General features: G+C 71.3%; 22 protein-coding genes. 18 read left to right on the top strand and 4 right to left on the bottom strand.

Features of this window, described 5'->3' with window-relative positions; translation table 11 throughout:
* Positions 1-2: 2 nt before the first annotated feature.
* The 6 genes from ruvB (at position 3) to AC1DX8_RS03150 (ending at position 7,570) form a co-directional block, all read left to right on the top strand.
* On the top strand, positions 3-1,106 hold the full coding sequence (gene ruvB, locus AC1DX8_RS03175; protein WP_477628448.1) for a Holliday junction branch migration DNA helicase RuvB: 1,104 nt from the start codon (positions 3-5) through the stop codon (positions 1,104-1,106).
* 216 nt (positions 1,107-1,322) lie between these two features.
* Positions 1,323-1,661: a preprotein translocase subunit YajC gene (gene yajC, locus AC1DX8_RS03170; protein ID WP_477628447.1), complete on the top strand. Its 339-nt coding sequence runs from the start codon at positions 1,323-1,325 to the stop codon at positions 1,659-1,661.
* 12 nt (positions 1,662-1,673) lie between these two features.
* Complete coding sequence (secD, locus tag AC1DX8_RS03165; RefSeq protein ID WP_477628446.1) at positions 1,674-3,479, top strand: protein translocase subunit SecD; 1,806 nt, start codon at positions 1,674-1,676, stop codon at positions 3,477-3,479.
* Entirely contained in the window at positions 3,476-4,639 is a 1,164-nt protein-coding gene (gene secF, locus AC1DX8_RS03160; protein WP_477628445.1) for a protein translocase subunit SecF, read from the top strand. The genes secD and secF overlap by 4 nt, the downstream gene beginning before the upstream one ends.
* A gap of 31 nt (positions 4,640-4,670) precedes the next feature.
* Positions 4,671-5,216: an adenine phosphoribosyltransferase gene (locus AC1DX8_RS03155; RefSeq protein ID WP_477628444.1), complete on the top strand. Its 546-nt coding sequence runs from the start codon at positions 4,671-4,673 to the stop codon at positions 5,214-5,216.
* A gap of 44 nt (positions 5,217-5,260) precedes the next feature.
* Positions 5,261-7,570, top strand: a complete 2,310-nt coding sequence (locus AC1DX8_RS03150) for a RelA/SpoT family protein (protein WP_477628443.1) — start codon at positions 5,261-5,263, stop codon at positions 7,568-7,570.
* Between the two features lie 62 nt (positions 7,571-7,632).
* On the opposite strand, the gene AC1DX8_RS03145 is transcribed toward AC1DX8_RS03150, so the two are convergent.
* From AC1DX8_RS03145 to AC1DX8_RS03135, 3 genes are read right to left on the bottom strand one after another with little or no spacing between them, the layout of a single operon-like run.
* Complete coding sequence (locus AC1DX8_RS03145; protein WP_477628442.1) at positions 7,633-9,456, bottom strand: DUF349 domain-containing protein; 1,824 nt, start codon at positions 9,454-9,456, stop codon at positions 7,633-7,635.
* 2 nt (positions 9,457-9,458) lie between these two features.
* On the bottom strand, positions 9,459-10,271 hold the full coding sequence (locus AC1DX8_RS03140; protein ID WP_477628441.1) for a peptidylprolyl isomerase: 813 nt from the start codon (positions 10,269-10,271) through the stop codon (positions 9,459-9,461).
* Positions 10,272-10,276: 5 nt separating this feature from the next.
* On the bottom strand, positions 10,277-12,346 hold the full coding sequence (locus AC1DX8_RS03135) for a penicillin acylase family protein (protein ID WP_477628440.1): 2,070 nt from the start codon (positions 12,344-12,346) through the stop codon (positions 10,277-10,279).
* Positions 12,347-12,407: 61 nt separating this feature from the next.
* Between AC1DX8_RS03135 and AC1DX8_RS03130 the strand changes: the two genes are divergently transcribed.
* From AC1DX8_RS03130 to AC1DX8_RS03120, 3 genes are read left to right on the top strand one after another with little or no spacing between them, the layout of a single operon-like run.
* Complete coding sequence (locus tag AC1DX8_RS03130; protein WP_477628439.1) at positions 12,408-13,109, top strand: MBL fold metallo-hydrolase; 702 nt, start codon at positions 12,408-12,410, stop codon at positions 13,107-13,109.
* On the top strand, positions 13,106-14,491 hold the full coding sequence (gene hisS, locus AC1DX8_RS03125) for a histidine--tRNA ligase (RefSeq protein ID WP_477628438.1): 1,386 nt from the start codon (positions 13,106-13,108) through the stop codon (positions 14,489-14,491). Before AC1DX8_RS03130 ends, hisS begins: the two co-directional genes overlap by 4 nt.
* Before the next feature lie 6 nt (positions 14,492-14,497).
* Positions 14,498-15,745 carry a 4-alpha-glucanotransferase gene (locus tag AC1DX8_RS03120; RefSeq protein WP_477628437.1) on the top strand — a complete coding sequence of 416 codons (1,248 nt, stop codon included), beginning with the start codon at positions 14,498-14,500 and terminating at the stop codon, positions 15,743-15,745.
* A gap of 120 nt (positions 15,746-15,865) precedes the next feature.
* Here the strand turns inward: AC1DX8_RS03120 and AC1DX8_RS03115 are convergent, their stop codons facing one another.
* The gene (locus AC1DX8_RS03115; RefSeq protein ID WP_477628436.1) at positions 15,866-16,489 is read right to left on the bottom strand and encodes a hypothetical protein; all 624 of its coding nucleotides are present in this window, start codon (positions 16,487-16,489) and stop codon (positions 15,866-15,868) included.
* Between AC1DX8_RS03115 and xerD the strand changes: the two genes are divergently transcribed.
* From xerD to der, 9 genes are all read left to right on the top strand, one after another.
* On the top strand, positions 16,488-17,438 hold the full coding sequence (gene xerD / locus AC1DX8_RS03110; RefSeq protein WP_477628435.1) for a site-specific tyrosine recombinase XerD: 951 nt from the start codon (positions 16,488-16,490) through the stop codon (positions 17,436-17,438). The genes AC1DX8_RS03115 and xerD overlap by 2 nt on opposite strands.
* A 163-nt stretch (positions 17,439-17,601) precedes the next feature.
* The gene (locus AC1DX8_RS03105; RefSeq protein ID WP_477628480.1) at positions 17,602-18,471 is read left to right on the top strand and encodes a ParA family protein; all 870 of its coding nucleotides are present in this window, start codon (positions 17,602-17,604) and stop codon (positions 18,469-18,471) included.
* 19 nt (positions 18,472-18,490) lie between these two features.
* Complete coding sequence (locus AC1DX8_RS03100; RefSeq protein WP_477628479.1) at positions 18,491-19,471, top strand: segregation and condensation protein A; 981 nt, start codon at positions 18,491-18,493, stop codon at positions 19,469-19,471.
* On the top strand, positions 19,464-20,165 hold the full coding sequence (gene scpB, locus AC1DX8_RS03095; protein ID WP_477628434.1) for an SMC-Scp complex subunit ScpB: 702 nt from the start codon (positions 19,464-19,466) through the stop codon (positions 20,163-20,165). Before AC1DX8_RS03100 ends, scpB begins: the two co-directional genes overlap by 8 nt.
* On the top strand, positions 20,162-21,115 hold the full coding sequence (locus AC1DX8_RS03090; protein ID WP_477628433.1) for a pseudouridine synthase: 954 nt from the start codon (positions 20,162-20,164) through the stop codon (positions 21,113-21,115). Before scpB ends, AC1DX8_RS03090 begins: the two co-directional genes overlap by 4 nt.
* 36 nt (positions 21,116-21,151) lie before the next feature.
* The gene (locus AC1DX8_RS03085; RefSeq protein ID WP_477628432.1) at positions 21,152-22,234 is read left to right on the top strand and encodes a prephenate dehydrogenase; all 1,083 of its coding nucleotides are present in this window, start codon (positions 21,152-21,154) and stop codon (positions 22,232-22,234) included.
* Positions 22,235-22,262: 28 nt separating this feature from the next.
* Complete coding sequence (cmk, locus tag AC1DX8_RS03080; RefSeq protein ID WP_477628431.1) at positions 22,263-22,967, top strand: (d)CMP kinase; 705 nt, start codon at positions 22,263-22,265, stop codon at positions 22,965-22,967.
* The gene (locus AC1DX8_RS03075) at positions 22,964-23,689 is read left to right on the top strand and encodes a lysophospholipid acyltransferase family protein (protein WP_477628430.1); all 726 of its coding nucleotides are present in this window, start codon (positions 22,964-22,966) and stop codon (positions 23,687-23,689) included. Before cmk ends, AC1DX8_RS03075 begins: the two co-directional genes overlap by 4 nt.
* Before the next feature lie 24 nt (positions 23,690-23,713).
* Complete coding sequence (der, locus tag AC1DX8_RS03070) at positions 23,714-25,246, top strand: ribosome biogenesis GTPase Der (protein WP_477628429.1); 1,533 nt, start codon at positions 23,714-23,716, stop codon at positions 25,244-25,246.
* Positions 25,247-25,279: the final 33 nt, after the last annotated feature.

The following is a 25,279-nucleotide window of genomic DNA, read 5'->3' as shown; positions in this document are numbered from 1 at the left end:
TCATGGCTGACGGCTTCTCCAGCGAGATGTTCGAGGACTCGTCGATCGACGCCACGGCGCGTGTGGTCGATCCCGATGGCGAGGCCGACGAGCGCACCGTCGAGGCGGCCCTGCGCCCGCGTCGGCTGAGCGAGTTCACCGGGCAGGCGCGGGTGCGTGACCAGCTGTCCCTGGTGCTGGAGGCCGCGCGGCGCCGGGGCACGCCGCCCGACCACGTGCTGCTCTCGGGCCCCCCGGGGCTGGGCAAGACGACGCTGGCGATGCTCATCGGCACCGAGCTGGAGCGACCCATCCGCATCACCAGTGGCCCCGCGATCCAGCACGCCGGTGACCTGGCTGCCGTGCTGTCCTCGCTCATGGAGGGGGAGGTGCTCTTCCTCGACGAGATCCACCGCATGTCCCGCTCGGCCGAGGAGATGCTCTACCTCGCCATGGAGGACTTCCGGGTCGACGTCATCGTGGGCAAGGGCCCGGGCGCCACGGCCATCCCGCTCGAGCTCCCGGCCTTCACGGTCGTCGGCGCCACGACCCGGGCGGGCCTGCTGCCCGCTCCACTGCGCGACCGCTTCGGGTTCACCGGTCACCTCGACTTCTACGCCGCCGACGACCTCGTCACGATCCTCGAGCGATCCGCGCGGCTGCTCGAGGTGTCGGCCGACACCGACGGCATCACCGAGATCGCGCGACGGTCGCGAGGCACACCGCGCATCGCCAACCGGTTGCTGCGCCGGGTGCGCGACTGGGCCCAGGTGCACGGCCGCCACGTCGTCGACGAGGAGGCCGCGCACGCCGCCCTCGCCCTGTTCGACGTGGACGACCGCGGCCTCGACCGTCTCGACCGCGCCGTGCTCGACTCCCTGTGCCGTCGGTTCGGAGGTGGCCCGGTCGGGCTCTCGACCCTGGCCGTGGCGGTGGGGGAGGAGGCCGACACAGTCGAGACCGTCGCCGAGCCGTTCCTCGTCCGAGAGGGCTTCATCACCCGCACTCCACGCGGGCGGGCGGCCACGGCCCTCGCCTGGGAACACCTCGGGCTGACCCCGCCGCCCGGCCACGCCGCGCAGCCGAGCCTCCCGCTCGACACCGGCGAAGGTCGGTTCGGGGGCTGACCCGCGCGCCGCGTCAGCGCGGCATACCGGGTGGGGCCGCAGCGATGCCCACGGCTCCGCCGAATGTCACAATTGGAACGCAGCCACGGTGGGGCACGTTGGTCGGTATGCCGTGCGTCACCTACACTCGGGCGGTCCCCCGGCTGGAGTCGGGGACTTGCGTGTGCCCGGCTGCGTGGCGCCGCACCACCCGTCTCAACCCGAAGGGACTGCTCCATGACGTTAGGCATGCCGGCCACGCTGACGGCGGTCACGGCTTCCAGCGGCGGCTCGCCCGTCGCCAGCCTGCTGATCTTCGCGCTGCCCGTCCTGCTGATCGTCTTCATGGTGTTCAGCCAGCGACGTCGCCAGCGTGAGGTGCAGTCGCTCCAGGCGACCCTGGCGGTCGGCGACGAGGTCTGCACGACCTCTGGGCTGTACGGCACCATCAAGTCCCTCGACGACAAGACCGCCACCCTGGAGATCAGCCCCGGGGTCACCGTCCGTTACGACCGGCGGGCGATCGGCACCAAGACGGCGCCGACCGGCCCGGTCACCCCCGGCACCACCGAGTAGAGGTCCCTGCACGTGGCAATCAACCCGTACAACCGCAAGCCGCTGAAGATCCTGTCAGCGCTGGCGGCCGTCACCCTCGGCCTCTACGGCCTGCTCTTCGCCGCCACGACCTGGGGTGACGCGCAATGGGCTCCGAAGCTCGGGCTCGACCTCGACGGCGGCACCCAGCTGGTGCTCAAGCCGGTGCTCGTGGGAACCACCAAGGTGACCAACGAGCAGCTGAGCCAGGCCCGCGACATCATCGTGCAGCGCGTGGACGCCAACGGCGTCGCCGGCGCCGAGGTGACCACCCGCAACAGCGAGGACATCGTCGTCAGCGTCCCGGGCAAGAGCCTCGACAAGACGACCGAGGACGCCATCCGCAAGTCGTCCCAGATGCGCTTCCGACCGGTGCTGGCCACCGCCCCCGGCACCAACCAGCCGGTCCCGACCGGGACCTCCACCGGCACACCGACCGGTACGGGTACGGCCACCGGTACAGCTACCGGCACCGCCACGAGCACCGTCCCCGCGGCCACCGGCAGCGCGACGACGGCTGGCTCCGGCCTCCCGGGCGCGTTCGTCAAGAGCACGACGAACCCCACGCCCACCGGCACCGCCACCGGCACCCCCACCGGCACCGCCACCACCGCTCCGAGCGGCTCGACGACCAAGCCGGCGAACTCCAGCGACCTGGCCTGGATCACTGACGACATCTCCAAGGCCTACCAGGCCCTGGACTGCTCGGTCCCCGGCGTCACCGACAAGATCGTCGACGACCCCGCGAAGCCGCTCGTGACCTGTAGCGACGACGGCCGGGAGAAGTACGTCCTCGGCCCCGTCGTCGTCAACGGTGACCAGATCAAGGACGCCGCAGCCGGCTACCGCCCGCTGAGCAACGGCCAGCCGTCGAGCACGGTCGAGATCACCCTGACCTTCAAGTCCGAGGGCACCAAGGCGTACGGCGAGGCCAGCAAGCGGATGGTCTCGCTCGAGTCGCCTCGCAACCAGATGGCCGCGACCCTCGACTCCCGGGTGATCGTGGCGCCGTACTTCGAGGCGGCCATCCTCGACGGGCGGGCCAGCATCTCCGGCAGCTTCACGATCGAGTCGGCGCGCAACCTCGCCAGCCAGCTCAAGTTCGGCGCCCTGCCGCTGTCCTTCACGCTCCAGACCCGCGACCAGATCAGCCCCACGCTCGGCAGCGAGCAGCTCCACATGGGCCTCATCGCCGGCCTGATCGGCTTCGCCCTGGTCTTCCTCTACTCCCTGGCGCAGTACCGCGCCCTCGGCCTGGTCACGGTCGCGTCGATCATCATCGCGGCGCTCCTCACCTACGTGTCGATCGCGTTGCTGGGGTGGTCACACAACTTCCGCCTCGACATGGCCGGGGTGACAGGTCTGATCGTGGCCATCGGTGTGACCGCCGACTCGTTCATCGTCTACTTCGAACGCATCCGTGACGAAGTGCGGGAGGGCAGGCCGCTGCGCGCCGCCGTCGACACCGGCTGGAGGCGCGCGCGACGCACGATCCTGGCCGCTGACGGCGTGAACTTCCTCGCCGCCTTCGTGCTCTACCTGCTGGCATCGTCCAACGTCCGCGGGTTCGCGTTCACGCTCGGCCTCACGACGCTGATCGACCTCCTCATCGTCGTGCTCTTCACCCACCCGCTCGTCGCGCTGCTGGCGGGCACCAAGTTCTTCGGCGGCGGTCACCGGTGGTCGGGCCTCGACCCCCAGCGCCTCGGCGCCAAGGCCCAGAAGCCCCGGTATGCCGGGCGTGGACGGGTCGCGATGCCGACCAACGCACGGACCGCGAGCGACGGGAGCGCGCTGTGATCAACTTCGCCGCACTGGGCAACGACCTCTACACCGGCAAGCGGTCGGTCGACTTCGTCGGCCGGTACAAGCGCTGGTACGCCCTGTCCGGGGTGTTCGTGCTCATCGCCGCCCTCGGCCTCGTCTGGCACGGGCTGAACCTGAGCCTCGAGTTCCGAGGGGGCTCCGAGTTCCGGGTCTCCAAGGTGGCCTCGAGCCAGGGCTACGAGGCCCGGGCCAAGGACGCCGTCAGCACCGTCGAGAACGCGGGCGCCGCCGAGGTCACTCGGGTGGGTACCGGCACCATCCGTGTCCAGACCGAGAAGCTCGGCGAGAACGACATCCGCGCCGTCCAGACGGCCCTCGCCAGCGAGTTCAAGACCGACGTCGGCAACGTCTCGGCGTCGTTCGTCGGTCCGTCGTGGGGCGCCTCGGTCAGCCAGAAGGCCCTGAAGGCCCTCCTGGTCTTCCTCGGGCTGGTCTCGCTCGTCATGGCGGTCTACTTCCGCACGTGGAAGATGGCCGTCGCCGGACTCGTCGCCCTGCTCCACGACCTCTTCATCACCGTGGGCATCTACGCGTTGGCCGGCTTCGAGGTCTCACCGGCCACGATGATCGGCTTCCTGACGATCCTCGGATACTCCCTCTACGACACGGTGGTCGTGTTCGACAAGGTCCGCGAGAACACCACCGAGGCGCTCGGCAACGGTCGTCTGACCTACCAGCAGGCTGCCAACCTCGCGGTCAACCAGACGCTGGTGCGCTCGATCAACACGACGATCGTGGCGCTGCTGCCGATCGCGTCGATCCTCGGCATCGGCTTCGTCTTCCTCGGCCCGGGCACGCTGCTCGACCTCGCCCTGGCGCTGTTCGTCGGCATCGCGGTGGGTGCGTACTCGTCGATCTTCATCGCCACGCCGCTCCTGGTGCACCTGCGCATGAAGGAGCCGGCGGTCGTCGACCTCGACAAGAAGGCGACGCGCTACCAGGCCCGCCACGGTGGGGTCGTCTCCGCCTCCGACGCCGCGCCCATCGAGCACCGGCCCGACGCCGAGGAGCTGGCCGAGGGTCGTGAGCCGGTCTCGTCGGCCGCGCGCACGGGGGTCGTCCGCGAGACCCACAAGTACGCCACCAGCGGCCCGCGCAACCAGCCCAAGCGCCCCCCAAAGTCCCGTCGGTGAGCGGCGGCGCGTCGGTGCAGGCAGTCCGTCGATGAGCCGGGCCGAGACCTCGCTGGTCGACCTGATCTCGAGCCGGCTGAGGGACATCCCTGACTTCCCGAAGCCCGGCGTCGTCTTCAAGGACATCACGCCGTTGCTCGCCGACGGCGCAGCCTTCGGGGCCGTGGTGCGCGACATCGCGGACCGGCGCCGGGACACCATCGACCTGGTGGTCGGCATCGAGGCCCGGGGGTTCATCTTCGGCGCCGCGGTGGCCAATGAGCTCGGCATCGGGTTCGTCCCGGTGCGCAAGGCGGGCAAGCTGCCCGGCCGCACCCGCTCGGTGTCCTACGACCTCGAGTACGGCAGCGCGTCGATCGAGATCCACGAGGACTCGTTCGTCGGCGGCGAGCGGGTGCTGCTGGTCGACGACGTGCTCGCCACGGGGGGCACGGCAGCAGCTGCCTGGGAGCTCCTGGAGGCCGCGAGCGCCCGGGTCGTCGGCTTCGAGGCGTTGGTGGAGCTCGACTTCCTCCACGGCCGCGAGCGGCTGGTGGGGCGCGACGTGCACACCACCGTGGTGGTCAGCGGGGACTGAGACATCCCCGTCGGCGGCTGCGAGCGATCACGTAGGCTCTTGCCATGAGTGAGGACGTCGTCACCGGGCCGGTGCCCACCGGTGCGTCCTCGGCCAACCGCGTGCGTGCCCGGCTGGCCCGCTTCGGCAGCCGCGGCGGCCCGACCAACCCGGTCCTGGAGCCGCTGCTGCAGACCGTTCGTGCCACGCACCCCAAGGCCGACCTGACCGTCATCGAGCGGGCCTACGTCGTCGCCGAGGAGGCCCACCGCGGCCAGAAGCGCAAGTCCGGCGACGCCTACATCACCCACCCGTTGGCGGTCACGACCATCCTCGCCGAGCTCGGCATGACGCCGGCCACCCTCGCAGCCGCACTGCTGCACGACACCGTGGAGGACACGGCATACAGCCTGACCCAGCTCGAGAAGGACTTCGGGCGCGAGGTCGCGATGCTGGTCGACGGGGTGACCAAGCTCGACAAGGTGACCTACGGCGACGCGGCCCAGGCCGAGACGGTCCGCAAGATGGTCGTGGCGATGGCGCGCGACATCCGGGTGCTGGTCATCAAGCTCGCCGACCGCCTCCACAACGCCCGCACCTGGCGCTACGTCTCCGTCGAGTCCGCCCAGCGCAAGGCCCGCGAGACCCTCGAGATCTACGCCCCGCTGGCGCACCGCCTCGGCATGAACACCATCAAGTGGGAGCTCGAGGACCTGTCCTTCGCGACGCTGTACCCCAAGGTCTACGACGAGATCGTGCGCCTGGTCGCCGAGCGTGCGCCGGCGCGGGAGGAGTTCCTGTCGGGGGTCCGTGAGCAGGTCAGCGAGGACCTGAGGGCCGCCAAGATCAAGGCGACCGTCACGGGGCGCCCCAAGCACTACTACTCCGTCTACCAGAAGATGATCGTGCGCGGCCGCGACTTCGAGGACATCTACGACCTCGTGGCGGTCCGGGTGCTGGTCGACTCGGTCCGCGACTGCTACGCCGCACTCGGCGCCCTGCACGCGCGGTGGAACCCCCTGCCCGGGCGGTTCAAGGACTACATCGCGATGCCCAAGTTCAACATGTACCAGTCGCTCCACACGACCGTCATCGGTCCTGAGGGCAAGGCCGTCGAGATCCAGATCCGCACCCACACGATGCACCGCCGCGCGGAGTACGGCGTCGCGGCGCACTGGAAGTACAAGGAGGACGGCACGGCGCCGGCCCAGGGTGCCAAGGACGGCGAGACCGGCCCGATCAACGACATGGCGTGGCTGCGCCAGCTGCTCGACTGGCAGAAGGAGACCGCCGACCCGGGGGAGTTCCTCGACTCGCTGCGCTTCGAGATCAATGCCCGCGAGGTCTACGTCTTCACGCCCAAGGGCGAGGTCGTGGCGCTGCCCGCCGGGGCCACGCCGGTCGACTTCGCCTACGCCGTGCACACCGAGGTCGGCCACCACTGCATCGGTGGGCGCGTCAACGGTCGCCTCGTCCCGCTCGAGTCAACGCTCGAGAACGGCGACGTCGTCGAGGTGCTCACCTCCAAGGCCGACGGCGCCGGCCCGTCGCGCGACTGGCTCACCTTCGTCAAGTCACCGCGGGCCCGCAACAAGATCAAGCAGTGGTTCTCCAAGGAACGCCGCGAAGAGGCCATCGAGACCGGCAAGGACGCCATCGCGCGCGCCATGCGCAAGGAGGGGCTGCCGCTCCAGCGGTTGCTGACCGTCGAGACCCTGACCGGCCTCGCCTCCGAGCTGCGATACCAGGACATCGACGCCCTGTATGCCGCCGTGGGCGAGGGCCACGTCTCCGCCCAGCACGTGGTGGGCCGGCTCGTGGCCTCCCTGGGTGGGGAGGAAGGGGCGTCCGAGGACCTCGCCGAGGCGACCACCCCGACGCGGTCGATGCGCCGGCGCACCGGCGACCCGGGAGTCGTCGTGGTCGGCACCGCCGACGTCTGGGTCAAGCTCGCGCGCTGCTGCACCCCGGTGCCCGGCGACCCGATCATGGGGTTCATCACCCGCGGCAACGGCGTGTCAGTGCACCGCACCGACTGCACGAACGCCGAATCCCTTCTCTCGCAACCGGATCGGATGATCGAGGTGGAGTGGGCGCCGTCGTCGGCGTCGGTGTTCCTCGTGCAGCTCCAGGTGGAGGCACTCGACCGCAACCGCTTGCTGTCCGACGTCACGCGAGTGCTTTCCGACCAGCACGTCAACATCCTGTCGGCGTCGGTGCAGACCTCGCGCGACCGCGTCGCCATCAGCAAGTTCACCTTCGAGATGGGCGACCCGAGCCACCTCGAGCACGTGATGAAGGCGGTCCGCAAGATCGACGGCGTCTTCGACGTCTACCGGATCACCGGCACCAAGGCGACGGCCGCCAAGGCCTGAGGCTCTCCTGTGGACGGCGGCCCGCTGGGACGCGGACGCTCCACGCGTGGGTGCGGCGAGCGTCAGCCGCCGAACTCGTCGAGGTTGCCGCGGGCCTGCTCCAGCCACTGCTCCTGCGCGTCGAGCTTGGCCTGCGCGTCCTTGACCTTGCGCTCGTTGCCCGAGGCCTGCGCCTTGGCGAGGTCGTCGCGCAGGGAGGAGACCGACGCCTCGAGTTGGTCGACCATGCTCTGGGCGCGCGCCGCGACCTCGGGGTTCGACTGCTTCCAGCGCTGGTCGTCGGCGTCGCGGACGGCCTGTTCGATGCGGCGCATCCCCTTCTCCATGCGGTCCACGTCGCCGCGGGGGACCTTGCCGGCGGCGTCCCACTTGTCCTGGAGGGTGCGCAGCGCGGCCTTGGCGGCCTCGAGGTCGGTGACGGGGAGGATGGACTGGGCCTCCTTGAGGAGCTGCTCCTTGACGGCGAGGTTGCCGCGGAACTCCTCGTCCTCCTTGGCCGCGATCTCGTCCTTGGCCGAGAAGAACGAGTCCTGGGCGGACTTGAACCGCTCCCACAGCGCGTCGTCGTCGGCGCGGGAGGCGCGGCCGGCCTGGCGCCAGCGGTCCATGAGGCGCTTGAAGGCACCGGCGGTCTGGCCCCAGTCGGTGCTGGTGGCCAGCGCCTCGGCCTCCTTGACCAGCTCCTGCTTGGCGGCCTTGGCCTCGGCCTGGGTGCCCTCGAGCTGGGCGAAGTGCACCCGGCGGGCCTTGTCGAAGGAGTTGCGGGCCTGGCTGAACCGCTGCCAGAGCGCACCCTCGGTCTCGCGGTCGAGCCGCGCACCGCCGCGCTGGTGCGTCTTCCACTCGTCGAGCAGCTCACGCATGCGCGCACCGCTGCTCTTCCATTGGACCTTGTTCTCGGGCTGCCCGGCGATCTGCTCTGCCTCGGCCACGATCGCCTCGCGCTCGACGGCGGCCGCGGCCCGCGCGGCACTGCGCTCTGCGGCCTCGGTCTCCTTGCGCGCCTTCACGAGGGACTCGATCTCGGCGATCTTGGCGTCGAGCACCGCGAGGTCGCCGACCACGTTGGCCTCGGCACAGTGCTCGCGCAGCTTGGCCAGGCCCTCGGTCGCGTCCTTGGACGAGAGCTCGGTGGTCGTCAGCCGCTGGTGCAGCAGGTCGGCGGAGGCGTACAGCTCGTCGTACTTGCGGGCGAAGTAGTGCAGGGCCTCCTCGGCTGTCGCGCCGGGGTAGGAGCCGACCTCGCGCTCACCGTCGGCCACCTTCACGAAGACCGTGCCGTCCTCGGCGACGCGGCCGAAGGTCTCCGACGGTGGGCCGGGGGGAGCAGCGACGGTCAGGGCTGCGGGCTGTGCGTGCGCGACCTTGCGGACCGCCGCCGGCGTCGGCACGGGACCGGGCTTCGGCGTGGGGCGAGGCACGGGCTTGGCGGCGGGGGTGGGTGCGACGACCGGCTCCGGAGCGGCTTGCGCCGCGGGCTCGACCACAGCAGGCTCAGGGGCGGCTTCGACGTCCGGCTCGGCGGCGACCGCGGGCTCCGCGGCTTCCACGACCGGCTCGGCGGCGACCTCGGGCTCCGCCGGGGGCTCGACCGCAGCAGGCTCAGGGGCGGCTTCGACGACCGGCTCGGCGGCGACTTCGGGCTCCGCCACTTCCGCGACCGGCTCGGCGGCGACCTCGGCCGCTGGCTCTGCGGCGGCTGGCTCTGCGGCGACCGGCTCGGGAGCGACGTCCGGCTCGGGAGCGACCTCCGGCTCGGGAGCGACGACCGGCTCGGGTGCCGATTCCGGCTCGGGTGCCGATTCCGGCTGTGCTGCAGCGGAATCGGGGGCCATGCTGTCGTCGGGCTCGGGAGTGGTGTCGGCCGGGGGAGTCTGCTCGGTCACGGTCAGGCCTTCTTCTCGGTCACAGCAACCTTGAGGATGCTGATGGGTGCGGCCGGGGCGCCATCGGTGGCACCTCCGCTCACACCTGCTGCGGCGATCTTCTCGACAATATCCATACCGCCGGTCACGGTGCCGAAGATGGAGTACCCGCCACCCTCGGTCGGCAGCTTCGTGTCCTTGTACACGATGAAGAACTGGTCGGCGTTGCTGTTGGGGTCGCTCGTGCGCGCCATCGCCAGGGTGCCCTTGGGGTAGGTGCCGTCCTTGGGGGCGTTCTCGATGCCGTAGGAGTATCCGGGCCCGGGGCCGGTGCCGCCGAGCGGGTCACCGCACTGGAGCACGAAGATTCCGCTGGTGGTCACGCGGTGGCAGGGGGAGTCGGCGAAGTAGTTGGCCTTGGCTAGCCCGACGAACGATGCCACCGTCTGCGGGGCCTTGGTGCCGTCGAGCTGGAGGGTGATGTCGCCGCAGTTCGTCGTGACCACCGCCGCGAACGTCTTGCCGGCAGCGGTCGCCTTGGCGGGCTTGGCGGTCTTGGTGACCGTCTTCGGGGGAGCGGGCGCCGCGGTGCAGCCCTCGACGGCTGCGGTCGTGGCGCTGCTGGCACTCGGGGTGGTCGGCGCGGCGGCGGGGGTCTTCGTGTCCTTGCCGAGCTGGGCAGTCAGGAAGACGAACGCGGCCACGACCACGAGGACGGCCGCCACGACGACGGCCACCTGACGGTTTCGCGCCGCCTCCCGCTCCTTGAGGGCCTGCTTGGCCTCGAACTTCTCCGCACGGCGGCGCGCCCTGGCGCGCTCCTGTTCCCTGGTCACGCGCGTCAGTCTAGGCAGGGACGCTCGGCCAGGGCGTGGTCGGGCACGGCGGTGAGCTCACCCCGCAGCCAGAGGGCTTGCTGGTCGTGGGCATGCGCCGACCCGGTCGGGCCCCCGGTGCCGTGCGGCACCACCCAGCGACTGCGGGCCCGGTCCTCGAGGTCCCAGATGTAGCGCGCGGCCGGAGCCTGGACGAAGCGGTCCTCCGAGTCGGGCAGGCTCGATGTCGCCAGGACGCAGTCTCGGTCGCCCGCGACGCCGACCTGCTCGGGTGGCCGCTCCCCGGGCGGGCCGATCCGGATCGGGACCAGTCGGTGTCGGTCGCCCCACACGCGCTCGGGTGCGCAGGCAGCCGCTTCGAGAGCCGACGCCAGCTCCGCGGCGACGTCGAACCCCTCGGGAGGCTGGTCGAGGAAGGACTCCAGCCGCACCGACACCCGCAACCCCAGCGACATCCAGGGGGCGAAGATGCCCGGCAGGTCGGACTCGGCCGCGAGGCCGGCGAAGGCGTCGACGCGACCCAGCGCGGCGACGAGCGCAGCCCGCAGCACGGCATACCGGTGGGCGAGGGGACTGTCGGCGTCCATGCGGCAGTCCCAGTCGAGCAGCTCGTCGCGCAACGCAGCCGCCGGCGCACTGAGGCCAGTCAGACCCCGCAGTCTCGGCAGGATGCGCCGGGCGGGCGCGTGGAAGGTGTCGGTGTGGATGCGCTGCAGGGTGTCGGCGTCGAGGCGAGGGGTGGAGGCGAGGAGGTCGGCGATGCGCCTGGCGCGGTCCGGGCTGGCGAAGTCACGCCCCAACGACGCGGTATGCCGCGTGGCGTGGTTCGCGTGCACGGCGACGTCGGTGACGGGGGACTGCGTGTGGTCGAGGTAGCCGGTCCACGCGTGCTTCGGGTCCCACCCCGGCACGGGCCCCTCGCGGTTGGCGGGGTCGCGGTCCGGCACCAGTCCTGCCGTGAACTCCAGCACCGTGCCGGCGCTGTCGGCCGTGACGACGGCGTTGACCGGCTCCACCCAGCCTCGCCAGGCGGCCCTGACGTCCGCGGCCGAGCGGGACCGCAGGAGCGCGAGGGAGGCCGCGAGGCCGGCATCGCCCTCCACGCGCGGGACCATCCGCAGAGACAGGCAGCGGGTATCGCCCACGTCGCCGACCACCACGGGTCCACGGGCCGTCTCGACGACCTCGACCTCGACCGGGTCCGAGCCGCACACGGCCACCACCTCTCGGTGCGACCGGGCCGGAGCCCACCCATCCGCCTCGCGGGACTCGACGGACCCGCCTGCGCGGCGCAGCTCCTCCACGAAGACGTCGTGGCAGTCGGCCATGGCGTTGGTGATGCCCCAGGCCACCCCTCCGGCGTGCGCGAAGTGCGGCGTGCCGGGGACACCGGCGAAGGCGAAACCGATGACGTCGAACTCAGGGCACGCGAGGCGCACCTGCTGGTAGACACCGGGGAGCTCGAGTGACCGGTGCGGGTCGCCCGCCACGAACGGGTGCGACGTGACGGATCGCTCGGCGGCCACGGCCCAGGCGTTGCTGCCGCTCGCGGCCACCCCGTCCCACGCTGCGACGGACGGGTGCCTCGGCCCGCACAGCAGGTCCCACGCGCCCGGAGCCTCCCGACGCACCCGGTCACGCCAGAGCTTGTCGCCCAGCGTCCCGAAGAGCACGTGCTGAGTCAGCAGGACGCCGATGGGCGTCCACGGGTCCCAGGCGCCGGGCTGGAGCTCCCCGAGCTCCGGGGCTGCGTTCGTCGCCATGGCGTCGCCCAGGCCGTCGTTCACGCCGTCGGCGTAGGCCGCGACCCATTGCGCGGTCTCGTCGTCGAGGCGCTCGAAGCAGCGCTGCGCGGTGTCGGTGAGCCGGGCTCGCCGGGCGAAGGTGTCCCACTCGACCCAGCCGGGCCCGAGGTGCTCGGCGACCCGTCCCTCGGAACGCCGGCGCTGCACCTCGAGCTGCCAGACGCGGTCGGTCGCACACACCCGTCCCTGCAGGCGCGACAGGCCGATGACGTCCGCAGCCCACAGCTGGGGAACTCCCCACGGGTCTCGCACGACGGTGCCCACGCTCATGCCCGCGACGCTAACCGACGGTGGCCCCTCGGTGGTCCGGGATCGCGGATACAGTGCGGCGGTGCTCACCGTCGCCTTCCCTGCCGCAGCGTTCGACACGAACTGCTACGTCCTCGCCCCCGCCGCGGGGGAGGAGTGCGTCATCGTCGACCCCGGCATCGGCGTCGAGGAGACCCTCCGCGAGGTGCTCGCCCAGCACCGCCTGCGGCCGGCCGCGGTGCTGCTCACGCACGGGCACGTCGACCACGTCTACTCGGTGACGCCGGTGTGCGGCGCTGACACGGCGGCCTACATCCACCGCGACGACCGGTACCGCCTCACCGACCTGCTCTCCCACGTCGCTCCGGGCCTGCTCGGCATGCTCGAGCAGCAGTTCGGCACGCGAGCCACGTGGACCGAGCCCAGCACCGTCGTCGAGGTGACCGACCGGGCGACGCTCGAGCTCGCCGGGCTGACCTTCGAGGTCCTGCACGCACCAGGACACACAGAGGGCTCGGCGATGTTCAACATCGAGGCCGTCCCGGACGGGATCGCCGACCAGGTCGACGTCGACCGCACCCTGCTCAGCGGGGACGTGCTGTTCGCGGGCTCGATCGGGCGCACCGACCTGCCCGGTGGCGACCCGGCCGCCATGAACCGGTCGCTGCGCGAGGTCGTCCTGCCCCTCCCGGACTCCACGCTCGTGCTGCCCGGGCACTACCAGGCGACCACCATGGACCGCGAGCGGGCGACCAACCCCTATTTGCAAGGATTGGCCCCGTGAAGATCACCCCGATCAGCGGTTTCCCCGAGTTCCTCCCGGCCCAGCGAATCGTCGAGCAGCACTTCCTCGACGTCATCCGAGAGACGTTCGAGCTGCACGGGTTCCCGTCGATCGAGACCCGCGCCGTCGAGCCGTTGCCCCGCCTGATGGGCAAGGGCGGAGACGCCGACAAGGAGATCTACGGCGTCTCGCGCATCGACCGCGACGACGCAGGCGACTACCGCCTGGACCTCGGGGCGTTCGACGACGCGTTGGGCCTGCACTTCGACCTGACCGTCCCGTTCGCCCGCTACGTGCTGGAGAACGCCGGCCACCTGTCGTTCCCGTTCCGTCGGCACCAGATCCAGAAGGTGTGGCGCGGTGAACGCCCCCAGGAGGGGCGCTACCGCGAGTTCACCCAGGCCGACATCGACGTGGTCGACGTGGGCGAGCTCGCCCCGCACTTCGAGGCGGAGATGCCGCTGGTCATCGCCGAGGTCTTCCGCAAGCTCCCGGTCGGCCGGATGGTCATCCAGGTCAACAACCGCAAGATCCCCGAGGGCTTCTACCTCGGGATCGGCATCGACGACGTCGGGGGCACCCTCCGTATCGTCGACAAGCTGGACAAGATCGGCCCGGCCAAGGTCAAGGACCTCCTGGTCGAGGCCGGTCGCACGGCCGAGCAGGCCGACCAGTGCTTGGCGCTCGCGGCGATCCGGTCCGAGGACCTGTCGTTCGTCGAGCAGGTGCGGGCGCTCGGGGTCGAGCACCCGACGCTCGACGAAGGCCTCGACGCGCTCGCCGCCGTCATCAGGGCCGGGCTGGCCAACGCCCCGGGGGCGATGGTGGCCGACCTGAAGATCGCCCGCGGTCTCGACTACTACACCGGCACCGTCTACGAGACCCAGCTCGTCGGCCACGAGTCGTGGGGTTCGTTCTGCTCCGGCGGCCGTTACGACTCCCTCGCCTCCGACGGCAAGACCACCTATCCCGGGGTCGGCATCTCGATCGGCGTCTCGCGGCTCCTCGGCCTGCTCATCGGCAAGGGACTGCTCACCGCCAGCCGCTCGACCCCGGCCTGCGTCCTCGTCGCGGTGAACGACGAGGAGAGCCGGGCCGTGTCCACCCGGGTCGCGACGGCGTTGCGCGCCCGCGGCATACCCTGCGAGGTGGCGCCCAAGCCGGCCAAGTTCGGCAAGCAGATCAGGTATGCCGAGCGGCGCGGCATCCCGTACGTCTGGTTCCCCGGCGCGGCCGGCGACGGGGGCAGCGCCGCAGGCGACCAGGTCAAGGACATCCGCTCCGGTGACCAGGTCGACGCGCAGGCCTCCTCGTGGGAGCCTCCGGAGCAGGACCTGCGACCGCAGGTCCTGTCTGCAGAGTCCCTGCCCGCACAGAGCTGAGCCGCCATGGACGCCACCCGGCCCCTGACCGAGACCCGCGCCAGCGGGGTGCAGCTGCACGTCACCTCGCTGCCCGGTGGACGGCTCGGCCAACCCGCTCGCGACTTCGTCGACTGGCTCGTCGAGGCCGGCCAGTCGGTGTGGCAGGTGCTGCCCGTGTCGATCCCCGACAAGCACCGCTCGCCCTACAAGTCGCCGTCGGCCTTCGCCGCGTCGCCCGCCCTGCTGGAGCACCCCGACGCGTCGGTCACGGAGCAGGAGCTCGCCGAGTTCGCTGAGCGGGAGGCCTACTGGGTCGACTCGTGGACGGCGTTCGGGGGCGACCTTGCCGACCAGGTGCGGTTCGACCGGGAGTGGTCGGCCTTGCGGGAGTACGCCCACGAGCGCGGGATCCGCATCCTCGGCGACGTCCCCATCTACGTCGCCCCCGACGGCGCCGACGAGCGGGCGTGGCCGCAGTTCTTCCGCTCCGACGCCGTGGCTGGCTGCCCGCCCGACGCGTATGCCGCGACCGGCCAGCTCTGGGGCAACCCGCTCTACCGCTGGGACGTGCTGCGTGACGACGGCTACCGCTGGTGGATCGAGCGACTACGGCGCACGTTCGCGCTCTTCGACCTCGTCCGCGTCGACCACTTCCGTGGCTTCGCGGCCTACTGGGCCATCCCTGCCGGGGACGACACCGCCCTCAACGGCAGGTGGGAGCAGGGCCCGGGGAGGGAGGTCTTCGACGCCGCGCTCGCGGCCCTCGGCCCGTTGCCCGTCCTCGCCGAGGACCTCGGTGACATCGACCAGCCGGTGATCGACCTGCGCAAGGCCCTGGGCTTCCCGGGGATGGCCGTGCTGCAGTTCGCCTTCGAGCCCGCCTACCAGTACAACGCGCACGACCCGCAGAACCACGAGCCCAACCAGGTGGTCTACACGGGCACCCACGACAACGACACGGTCTGTGGGTGGTGGTGGGACCTGCCCGACCACCGGCGGCAGCTGGCCCGGGAGGCCTGCCGTGCAGCGGGAGTCGGCGCCGACGTCGACGCCGAGCCCTCCTGGGGGTTCATCGAGCTCGCCCTGCGAGGCCCGTGCGGCTTGTCGATGATGCAGGCCCAGGACGTGCTCGCCCTGGGCTCCCAGGCGCGGATGAACGCCCCGGGGATCGAGGGCGGCTGGTCGTGGCAGATGGAGCCCGGAGCCCTCACCTCGGGTCACGCGGCTCGGCTCCGCGCGCTGACCGAGGCCACCGGCCGCCTGCCGAGCTGACCCCACCTCCCACCCACCCGAGGAACCTTTGCTAGCAGGGGTTTCTCGTTGGCGGACAGGTTGCAACCTGTCCACGATCCAGCAATCTTTGCTAGCAAAGGTTGCTGGTTGTGGCGGAGGTCAGGCGGCGCGCTCGGCCGAGGCGGGTGGACGCAGCCCCGTGTCGCGCAGCTCCAGCAGGGCCAGCGACCTGATCGTCTCCTCGTCACCCCGACGCCATGCCCCCGTCGGGTCCGCCGAGATGGCAGCCAGCTTGCGCATCGGCTGGCTGGCCATCGCCCGCAGCGCGAACAGGTCGAGGTCGGCCGCGTTGTCGATGAACCGCTGGGCCGCGCTCGCCCTGCGGACGAACCGGCCGCGCAGCACCAGCCACACCAGACCTACGATGATGATCGGCACGAGGGCCGTCACCCACCCGAGGATGTTCGCGAGCCGGGTCACGGCGTCCACGAGGTCGGAGCCGGCCTGCTCGATGGTCGTCCCGGCACCGCTGACCTGGCGGAACGGCGCCGCGATCTGGTCGCCGACCAGGGGCAGGTCCCGCACGGAGTTGCCAGCACTGGTCATCTGTTCACGGAACCCCGAGCCCGCACTCTGCAGCTGTCGCCCCGGGGCTGCGAGCTCCATCGTCGTGTCGTGGACGAGGCGTCCGACCCACGCCCAGAGGCACACCCAGGCGACGATCCCGACGTCGGCGAGGATCTGGAGGGTGCGGCGGCCCGGCAGGTCTGCATAGAGCTTCATGCCGCCTACACTCCCATTTGTGCCACCCTCGAGCGCGGTCGAGCGCGCGATCCGCGGCTGGCTGAACCACCTGGACGTCGAACGCGGCCTCGCCGCCAACACCCTCAAGTCCTACCGGCGTGACCTCGCCCGCTACGCGGCATACCTCTCCGCGAAGGGGGTCCACGACCCGACGGGGATCACCGAGGCGCACGTCAGTGACTTCCTCGCGACGCTGCGTGAGGGAAGCGCTGACCACCCGCCGCTCGCGGCGTCGTCTGCGGCGCGGACCCTGGTCGCGGTGCGTGGCTTCCACCGGTTCCTGGCGCTCGAGGGTGACGTGGCGACCGACCCGGCAGGCTCCGTGACCCCGCCCCGGCCCCCGGCCAGGCTGCCGAAGGCGATCAGCATCGAGGACGTCGAGCGGCTGCTCCAGGCGGCCAGCGTCGGTGACACGCCCGCCTCGCTGCGCGACCGCGCGCTGCTCGAGGTGCTCTACGGCGCCGGGGCCCGGATCTCGGAGGCGGTCGGCCTCGACGTGGACGACCTCGACACGCGCGAGGGCGTGGTCCGGCTCTTCGGCAAGGGCAGCAAGGAGCGCATCGTCCCGCTCGGCTCGTATGCCGCGGACGCGCTCGGCGCCTACCTGGTCAGGGGCAGGCCGGCCCTGGCCGTGAAGGGGAAGGGGACACCGGCGGTGTTCCTCAACCAGCGGGGCGGTCGGCTGTCGCGCCAGTCGGCGTGGGCCGTGCTCCGCGCCGCCGCGGACCGGGCCGACCTCGGGGGTCACCTCTCGCCACACACCCTGAGGCACTCGTTCGCGACCCACCTGCTCGACGGCGGCGCCGATGTCCGTGTCGTGCAGGAGCTGCTCGGCCACGCGTCCGTGACCACGACCCAGATCTACACGCTGGTCACCGTGCAGCGACTGCGTGAGGTCTATGCCCAGAGCCACCCCCGTGCCCGCTGATAGGGTCGTGCCGATCAGCGCGAGGCTGACCGACGAACGCCAACTCACCGGGAGTGAAACGCCTGTGGAATCTGAGGTGACCACCCAGGAGCCGTCGCCGCCCACCCTTTCGGGCGACACCTCCGAGTCGGCCGCCGGTGGCGATGGGCACGACCCCGTCCACCTGCCCGGCACCGAAGCCGCCGGCGCCGGGCAGCAGGGCCCGACCGGGCGACCGATGCCCGTGTTCCCGGATCCCGCACCGTTGGCCGCCCACGGTCCCGCCCGCATCATCGCCATGTGCAACCAGAAGGGTGGCGTCGGCAAGACGACGACCACGATCAACTTGGGTGCCGCACTGGCCGAGGTCGGTCGCCGCGTCCTGCTCGTCGACTTCGACCCGCAGGGCGCCCTGTCCGTGGGGCTCGGCGTGCGCGCCAACGAGCTCGACGTGACGATCTACAACCTGCTCGTCGAGCGCGGGCACGACGTCCGCGACGTCATCCAGCAGACCGCGACGGAGAACCTCGACGTCATCCCCGCCAACATCGACCTGTCCGCTGCCGAGGTGCAGCTGGTCGGTGAGGTCGCGCGCGAGCAGATCCTGGCCCGCGTGCTGCGACCGGTCATGGACGACTACGACGTCATCATGATCGACTGCCAGCCCTCGCTGGGGCTGCTCACCGTCAACGCCCTCACCGCTGCCCACGGCGTCGTGATCCCGCTGGAGTGCGAGTTCTTCGCCATGCGCGGAGTGGCGCTGCTGGTCGAGACCATCGACAAGATCACCGACCGCCTGAACCCGCGCCTGCAGGTCGACGGCATCCTCGCCACCATGTACGACTCGCGCACCCTGCACAGCAAGGAGGTCGTGCGCAGCGTCGTCGACCACTTCGGGGACCAGGTCTTCCACACGGTGATCAGCCGCACCGTGAAGTTCCCCGACGCCACCCTCGCCGCGGAGCCGATCACGACCTACGCGCCGACGCACGCGTCCGCCGCGGCATACCGACAACTCGCCCGAGAGCTGATCGCCCGTGGTGGGGCGGCCTGACGAGGTGAGTCAGGAGGTCATCGCCACTGCGCCGGGAGGCGCGGTGCAACCCGGCGACGCACAGGCGGGCCTGACCCCGGGCGGAGTGATCACCCGCCGCGGTGGGTCGACCCCGTTCGAGGTGCACCTGTCCAACTTCTCGGGGCCGTTCGACCTGCTCCTCGGCCTGATCAGCAAGCACAAGCTCGACATCACCGAGATCGCGCTCGCCCAGGTCACCGACGAGTTCATCGCCCACATCAAGGCGGCGCAGAAGTCCGACACCGAGTGGGACCTCGGCCAGGCCTCGGAGTTCCTGCTCATCGCTGCCACGCTGCTCGACCTGAAGTCGGCGCGCCTGCTCCCGCAGACCGGTGCGCAGGACGAGGAGGACCTCGCGCTGATCGAGGCGCGCGACCTCCTGTTCGCCCGGCTGCTGCAGTACCGCGCCTTCAAGGACATCGCGTTCACCTTCGGCGAGCGGATGGCCACGGCGGGTCGGATGACCCCGCGCCAGGCCGGGCTGGAGCCGCAGTTCGCCAAGCTGCTGCCCGAGCTGGTCATGGGCATCACCCCGGAGCAGCTGGCCATGATCGCCGCGCGGGCGATGGTGCCGAAGGTCGCGCCCAGCGTGGGCCTCGACCACCTGCACGCCCCCCAGGTGAGCGTGCGCGAGCAGGCCGGCATCCTCGGCGCGCGGCTGCGGTCCGAGCGGGTCTGCTCGTTCCGGGCGCTGGTGGCCGACGCCGACTCGACCCTCGTCATCGTGGCGCGCTTCCTCGCCCTGCTGGAGCTGTTCCGGGAGGCCGCGATCGCGTTCGAGCAGGCCGAGGCGCTGGGCGAGCTGACGGTGCGCTGGACCGGTGCTGATGACGGCGAGATCGAGGTCAGCGACGAGTTCGACGAGCCTGACGACGCTGACGACGCTGACGAGCCTGACGACGCTGGCGAGCCCGACGAGCAAGCTCCCGACGCCCAGCCAGCCCAGCCGACCGACGAGGGAAAGAGCGACGATGAGTGACCTTGAGGTCGTGCCCGACCACCAGCCCGACGACGACCCTGACCACGAGGCCGCCCACGAGACTTCCCATGCGACCGCCGAAGGGGTCGAGGCGCCGTCCGGCGCTGGCGACGAGCAGTTCGCCTTCGACGTCAACGACTTCCCGGGCGGGGCGCGCAGCGCGATCGAGGCCGTGCTGATGGTCGTCGACGAGCCGATCACCGAGATCTCGCTCGCCTCCGCGCTGGAGCTCCCCGTCGACGACGTGCGCGAGCACCTCACCGCCCTGGAGGCGGAGTATGCCGCGCAGCACCGTGGCTTCACCCTGCGGTCGGTGGCTGGTGGCTGGCGGGTCTACAGCCGCTCCGACTACGCCCCGGTCGTGGAGAAGTTCCTCCTCGACGGGCAGCAGGCCAAGCTCACCCAGGCCTCCCTCGAGACGTTGGCCGTGATCGCCTACCGCCAGCCGATCTCGCGTTCGCGGGTCAGTGCCGTCCGTGGCGTGAACGTCGACGGCGTCGTCCGCACCCTGCTCAACCGCGGGCTCATCGAGGAGCTCGGGTCCGATGGCGACGGCGGCGCCTTCCTCTACGGCACCACCGACTACTTCCTCCAGCGCCTCGGCCTGGGCAGCCTCGACGAGCTGCCCGCCCTGGCGCCCTACCTCCCCGAAGTCGACGTGCTCGACGAAATCGCAGAACAGGGACGCGGATGACACCCCCACGCAGCAGAGGAAACACCGGTCGAGGCCGCCCAGGCGGCAGCCAGGGACACGGCGGTCGCTCCGCCGGACGCACCGGCGGACCGCGAGGCGGGGGCCCCACGGCGTCCGAGGGAGGCCGTCCCGAGCGGCCCCAGCGCGGCAGCTCCGGCACGACCAAGAAGAGCCAACCGACCCGGGTGCCCCGAGAGCGGGAGACACCCGAGGTCGACGTCCACGACCCCGACGGCATCCGGTTGCAGAAGCTCCTGGCCGCCGCCGGGGTGGGCTCGCGCCGGGTCTGCGAGAACCTCATCTCGGCCGGTCGCGTCGAGGTGGACGGTCACGTCGTGACCGAGCTCGGCGTGCGCATCCGCCCCGACCAGACCGTCCACGTCGACGGGGTGAAGGTGCAGCTCGACGAGACACGCGTCTACTTCGCCTTCAACAAACCGCTCAACGTCGTGACGACCATGAACGACGAGCTGGGGCGGATCAACATCGGCGACTACGTCGGCGACCGCCACGAGCGGCTCTTCCACGTCGGGCGCCTCGACGCCGACACCGAGGGCCTGCTGATCCTCACCAACGACGGCGAGCTGGCCCATCGGCTGCAGCACCCCCAGTACGGCGTCCTCAAGACCTACCTCGCCCAGATCCGTGGGCCGGTGCCGCGCGACATCGGCAAGCAGCTGCGCGAGGGGGTGCAGCTCGAGGACGGACCGGCCTCGGTCGACTCGTTCCGGGTCGTCGACTCCCAGCCCGGCAAGGCGCTCGTCGAGGTGATCCTCCACGAGGGGCGCAAGCACATCGTGCGACGCCTCCTCGACGCCGTGGGCCACCCCGTCCTCAGCCTCGTGCGGGTGCAGGTCGGACCGATCAGCCTCGGCGACACCAAGCCGGGCAAGATGCGCAAGCTCACCAAGGAAGAGGTCGGCCGCCTCTACACCGCGGCTGGAATGTGAGCGCGCCGTCCCGCGCCCGTCGGTAGCCTTCGCGTCGTGACCACCAGCGTCCGCATCGTCGGCACCGGCCTCATCGGCACGAGCCTGGGCATCGCCCTGTCGAGGGCCGGGTATGCCGTGGTGCTGGCCGACCCGTCGCCGACCGCCGTCGCCCTGGCGCGCGACCTCGGGGCCGGTGTGGTGGCTGCCGCCGACGACCCGGCGCCCGACGTCGTCGTGGTGGCCGCGCCCCCGGACGTCGCCGGTGCCGTCGTGGCCGATGAGCTGGCCGCGTGGCCCGACGCCGTCGTCACCGATGTGGCCTCGGTCAAGGTCGCGGTGCTCGAGGACGTGCGCCGTCGTGGCGCCGACCTCACCCGGTATGCCGGGTCGCACCCGATGGCGGGTCGCGAGCGTTCCGGTGCGGTCGCCGCGCGCGGCGACCTCTTCGACGGCCGGGCGTGGGTGGTCGTGCCCCACGAGCACTCGTCGCCGGCAGCGGTCGCCGCTGTCACCGCGCTGGCCACCGCCGCCGGTGGGACCGTGTCGACCATGGACCCGGCGGCCCACGACGCCGCCGTGGCGGTCGTCTCGCACGTGCCCCAGCTGGCCTCGTCGCTGGTGGCAGGACGCCTGCGGGACCTCACCGACCCGGCGGTCGCGTTGTCAGGACAGGGGATCCGCGACGTCACGCGGGTGGCCGCGAGCGACCCGCAGCTGTGGACGCAGATCCTGGCCGGCAACGCCGCCGCAGTGCGCTCCGTGCTCGCACACCTGCAGGCCGAGCTCACCGAGGTGATCGACGCCCTCGACGTGCTGGCCGACGGCGACGGAGTCGGAGCCCGTGAGGTGCTCGCCCGGATCGTGGCCCAGGGCAACGCCGGCCACGCACGGATCCCGGGCAAGCACGGTGCTGCGCCGACGGCATACAGCGTCGTCGTGGTGCTCGTGCCCGACCGGCCCGGCGAGCTGGCCCGGCTCCTGCACGACGTGGGAGACGCGGGGGTGAACCTCGAGGACCTGCACCTCGAGCACGGCCTGGGGCAGCCGTTCGGTCTGGCGGAGGTCTCGGTCCTGCCCGCCGTCGCGGAACGGCTCGGTGACGAGCTGACGGCCCGTGGTTGGCGACTTCACGGCTGAGGTGCACCCGCCGTTAGTCTTGCCTGCCATGGACAGCAAGCACCTCGTCGTCGCGGTCGACGGCCCCTCGGGCTCGGGCAAGTCCAGCGTGTCCCGGGCTGCCGCCTCGGGCCTGGGCGTCGGCTACCTCGACACCGGTGCGATGTATCGCGCCGTCACCTGGTGGTGCCTGGAGGAGGGTGTGGACCTCGACGACACCGTGGCGGTCGCCCAGGCTGCGCGGGTCATCCCGCTCGAGATGGGCACCGACCCGACCACCCCGAGCGTGCGGGTCAGCGGTCGCGAGATCGAGGACGACATCCGCACGACACGGGTCAGCGAGGTGGTCTCGAAGGTCGCGACGAACCGGCTCGTGCGTCCGATCCTCCAGCAGCTGCAACGCGACCTCATCGACCGGATCGCCACGCAGACCGGGGGAGTCGTGGCGGAGGGCCGCGACATCACCACCGTCGTCGCCCCCGACGCCGATGTGCGCGTGCTGCTGACCGCGAGCGTCGAGGCCCGACTGCGGCGGCGCTCGAAGGAGCTGCACGGGCACGACGCCGACCACGCGGTCGAGGCCACCCGCGACCAGATCGTGCGGCGCGACCGTGACGACTCCACCGTGTCCGACTTCATGGAGGCTGCCGACGGCGTGACGCTGGTCGACACGTCCGACCTGGACTTCGGGCAGAGCGTGCAGGCCCTGCTCGACGTCGTCCGACGCGAGGTGCCCCACAAGGTCCCGGCGTGACCGACGCGCCGTCCACTGCGACGAGCGGTCTCACGCCGGTTTGGCGGGTGCGGATCAACATGGTCGTCGGCCGGGTGCTCTTCGGGGTGCTCTACCGCGTCACGGTGGTCGGCCGCAGCCGGGTGCCGCGCCGGGGTCCTGTCGTCTTCGTGGCCAACCACGTCGGCTTCCTCGATGGCCCCATGCTTCCCGCCCTCGCCCCGCGCCCGACCTCGGTGCTGGTGAAGCGCGAGATGTTCCAGGGGCTGCTGGGCTGGTTCCTGGCCTGGATCGGGCACATCCCCGTCACCAGGAACTCGGGCGACCGGCGGGCCCTGACGGCTGCCGTGGCGATCCTGCACGCCGGGGGAGCGGTCGGCATCTTCCCCGAGGGCACCCGTGGCCGGGGTGACGTCGCCGCCGTCCAGCAGGGCGCGGCCTGGCTGGCCCAGCAGGGCGGGGCCCAGGTGGTGCCGGTGGCCTTCCTCGGCACCCGGACGACCGGCGCTGCCAAGGGCTCCTTGCCGCGACCCTGGTCGCGCATGGTGGTCGAGTTCGGTGAACCCCTGGACCTCGCCGGTGATCCGGCGCTCACGGGCGCACTGACCGGGCGACAGCGGCTGGCGACCGCCACCGACCTCGTGCGGGTGTCCCTGGCCACGCACGTCAGGGAATCCCAGGAGCGACACCGGGTGTTCCTCCCCGAGGACGACGGCGTGCAGCGTCGGGGCACCGAGGCCTAGACCGGTTGTCCGGACCGACCCCAAATGTGCGCGACAATGGTGGGCGGCCACGCGGCACACCTGTCCGCGACCACCCCACGAACGACGCTAGGAAACCCTGTGAGCGAGAACCTGACCGACGACTCGACTGTCGAGCGCGCGCTGCGCGTTGGGCTGGAGGAGTTCGACCTCAGCGAGGAGGACCGCTCCCTCATCGACGGTGAGTACGACGAGGACGGCTACGCGATCACCGAGGGACCGCTGCCCGTCGTCGCCGTCGTCGGGCGCCCCAACGTGGGCAAGTCGACCCTCGTCAACCGCATCCTCGGCCGCCGAGAGGCCGTCGTCGAGGACGTGCCGGGTGTCACCCGTGACCGCGTCGCCTACGACGGCGAGTGGACCGGGCGCCGGTTCACCCTCGTCGACACCGGCGGCTGGGAGATCGACGCGACCGGTATCCACCTGCGGGTCGCCGAGCAGGCCGAGGTCGCCGTCGACCTCGCCGATGTCGTGATGTTCGTGGTCGATGCCACGGTCGGTGCCACCGACGACGACGAGGCGGTCGTCAGGCTGCTCCGCCGCTCCGGCAAGCCGGTCATCCTCGTGGCCAACAAGGTCGACGACCAGCGCACCGAGGCCGACGCCGCCGCCCTCTGGAACCTCGGTCTCGGGCAGCCCTGGCCGGTTTCCGCCCTGCACGGCCGGGGGAGTGGCGACGTCCTCGACGCCGTCCTCGACGTGATGCCGTCCATCTCCGCCAACGCCGACGCCTACCAGCGCGGCGGCCCCCGACGGGTTGCCCTCGTGGGTCGCCCGAACGTCGGCAAGTCCTCCCTGCTCAACAAGCTCGCCGGTGAGGACCGGGTGGTCGTCGACAACGTCGCCGGCACCACCCGCGACCCGGTCGACGAGTTCATCGAGCTCGGCGGCAAGACCTGGCGCTTCGTCGACACGGCCGGCATCCGTCGCCGCGTCCACCAGACCCGCGGAGCCGACTTCTACGCGTCGCTGCGCACGCAGACCGCACTGGAGAAGGCGGAGGTCGCCGTCGTCCTGATCGACGCCGAGCAGCCCATCGCCGAGCAGGACGTCCGGGTCGTGCAGCACGTCATCGACGCCGGCCGTGCCCTCGTCATCGCCTACAACAAGTGGGATCTGCTCGACGAGGAGCGCCGCCACTACCTCGAGCGCGAGATCGAGCGTGAGCTCGTGCAGGTGCCGTGGGCTCCCCGCGTGAACATCTCGGCGCGCACCGGCCGCTCGGTCGAGAAGCTCGTGCCCGCGCTGGAGCGCGCCCTCGAGTCGTGGGACTTCCGCGTGCCGACAGGTCGTCTCAACGCGTTCTTCGGCGAGATCGTCGCCTCCCACCCGCACCCCGTGCGCGGTGGCAAGCAGCCGCGCATCCTCTTCGCCACCCAGGCCTCGACCCGCCCGCCGCGGTTCGTGATCTTCGCGTCCGGCTTCATCGAGGCCGGCTACCGGCGCTTCCTCGAGCGTCGCCTGCGTGAGGAGTTCGGCTTCGAGGGCACCCCCATCGAGGTCTCCGTCCGGGTGCGCGAGAAGCGCAAGCGCCGCTAGCCGGCAGCACGGCATACCGATTTCAAGCGGAGG

It is taken from the genome of Pedococcus sp. P2_A3 (assembly GCF_056405035.1).
Note: the sequence above shows the minus strand (reverse complement) of the source record. Positions and strands in the feature narration are given on the sequence as shown.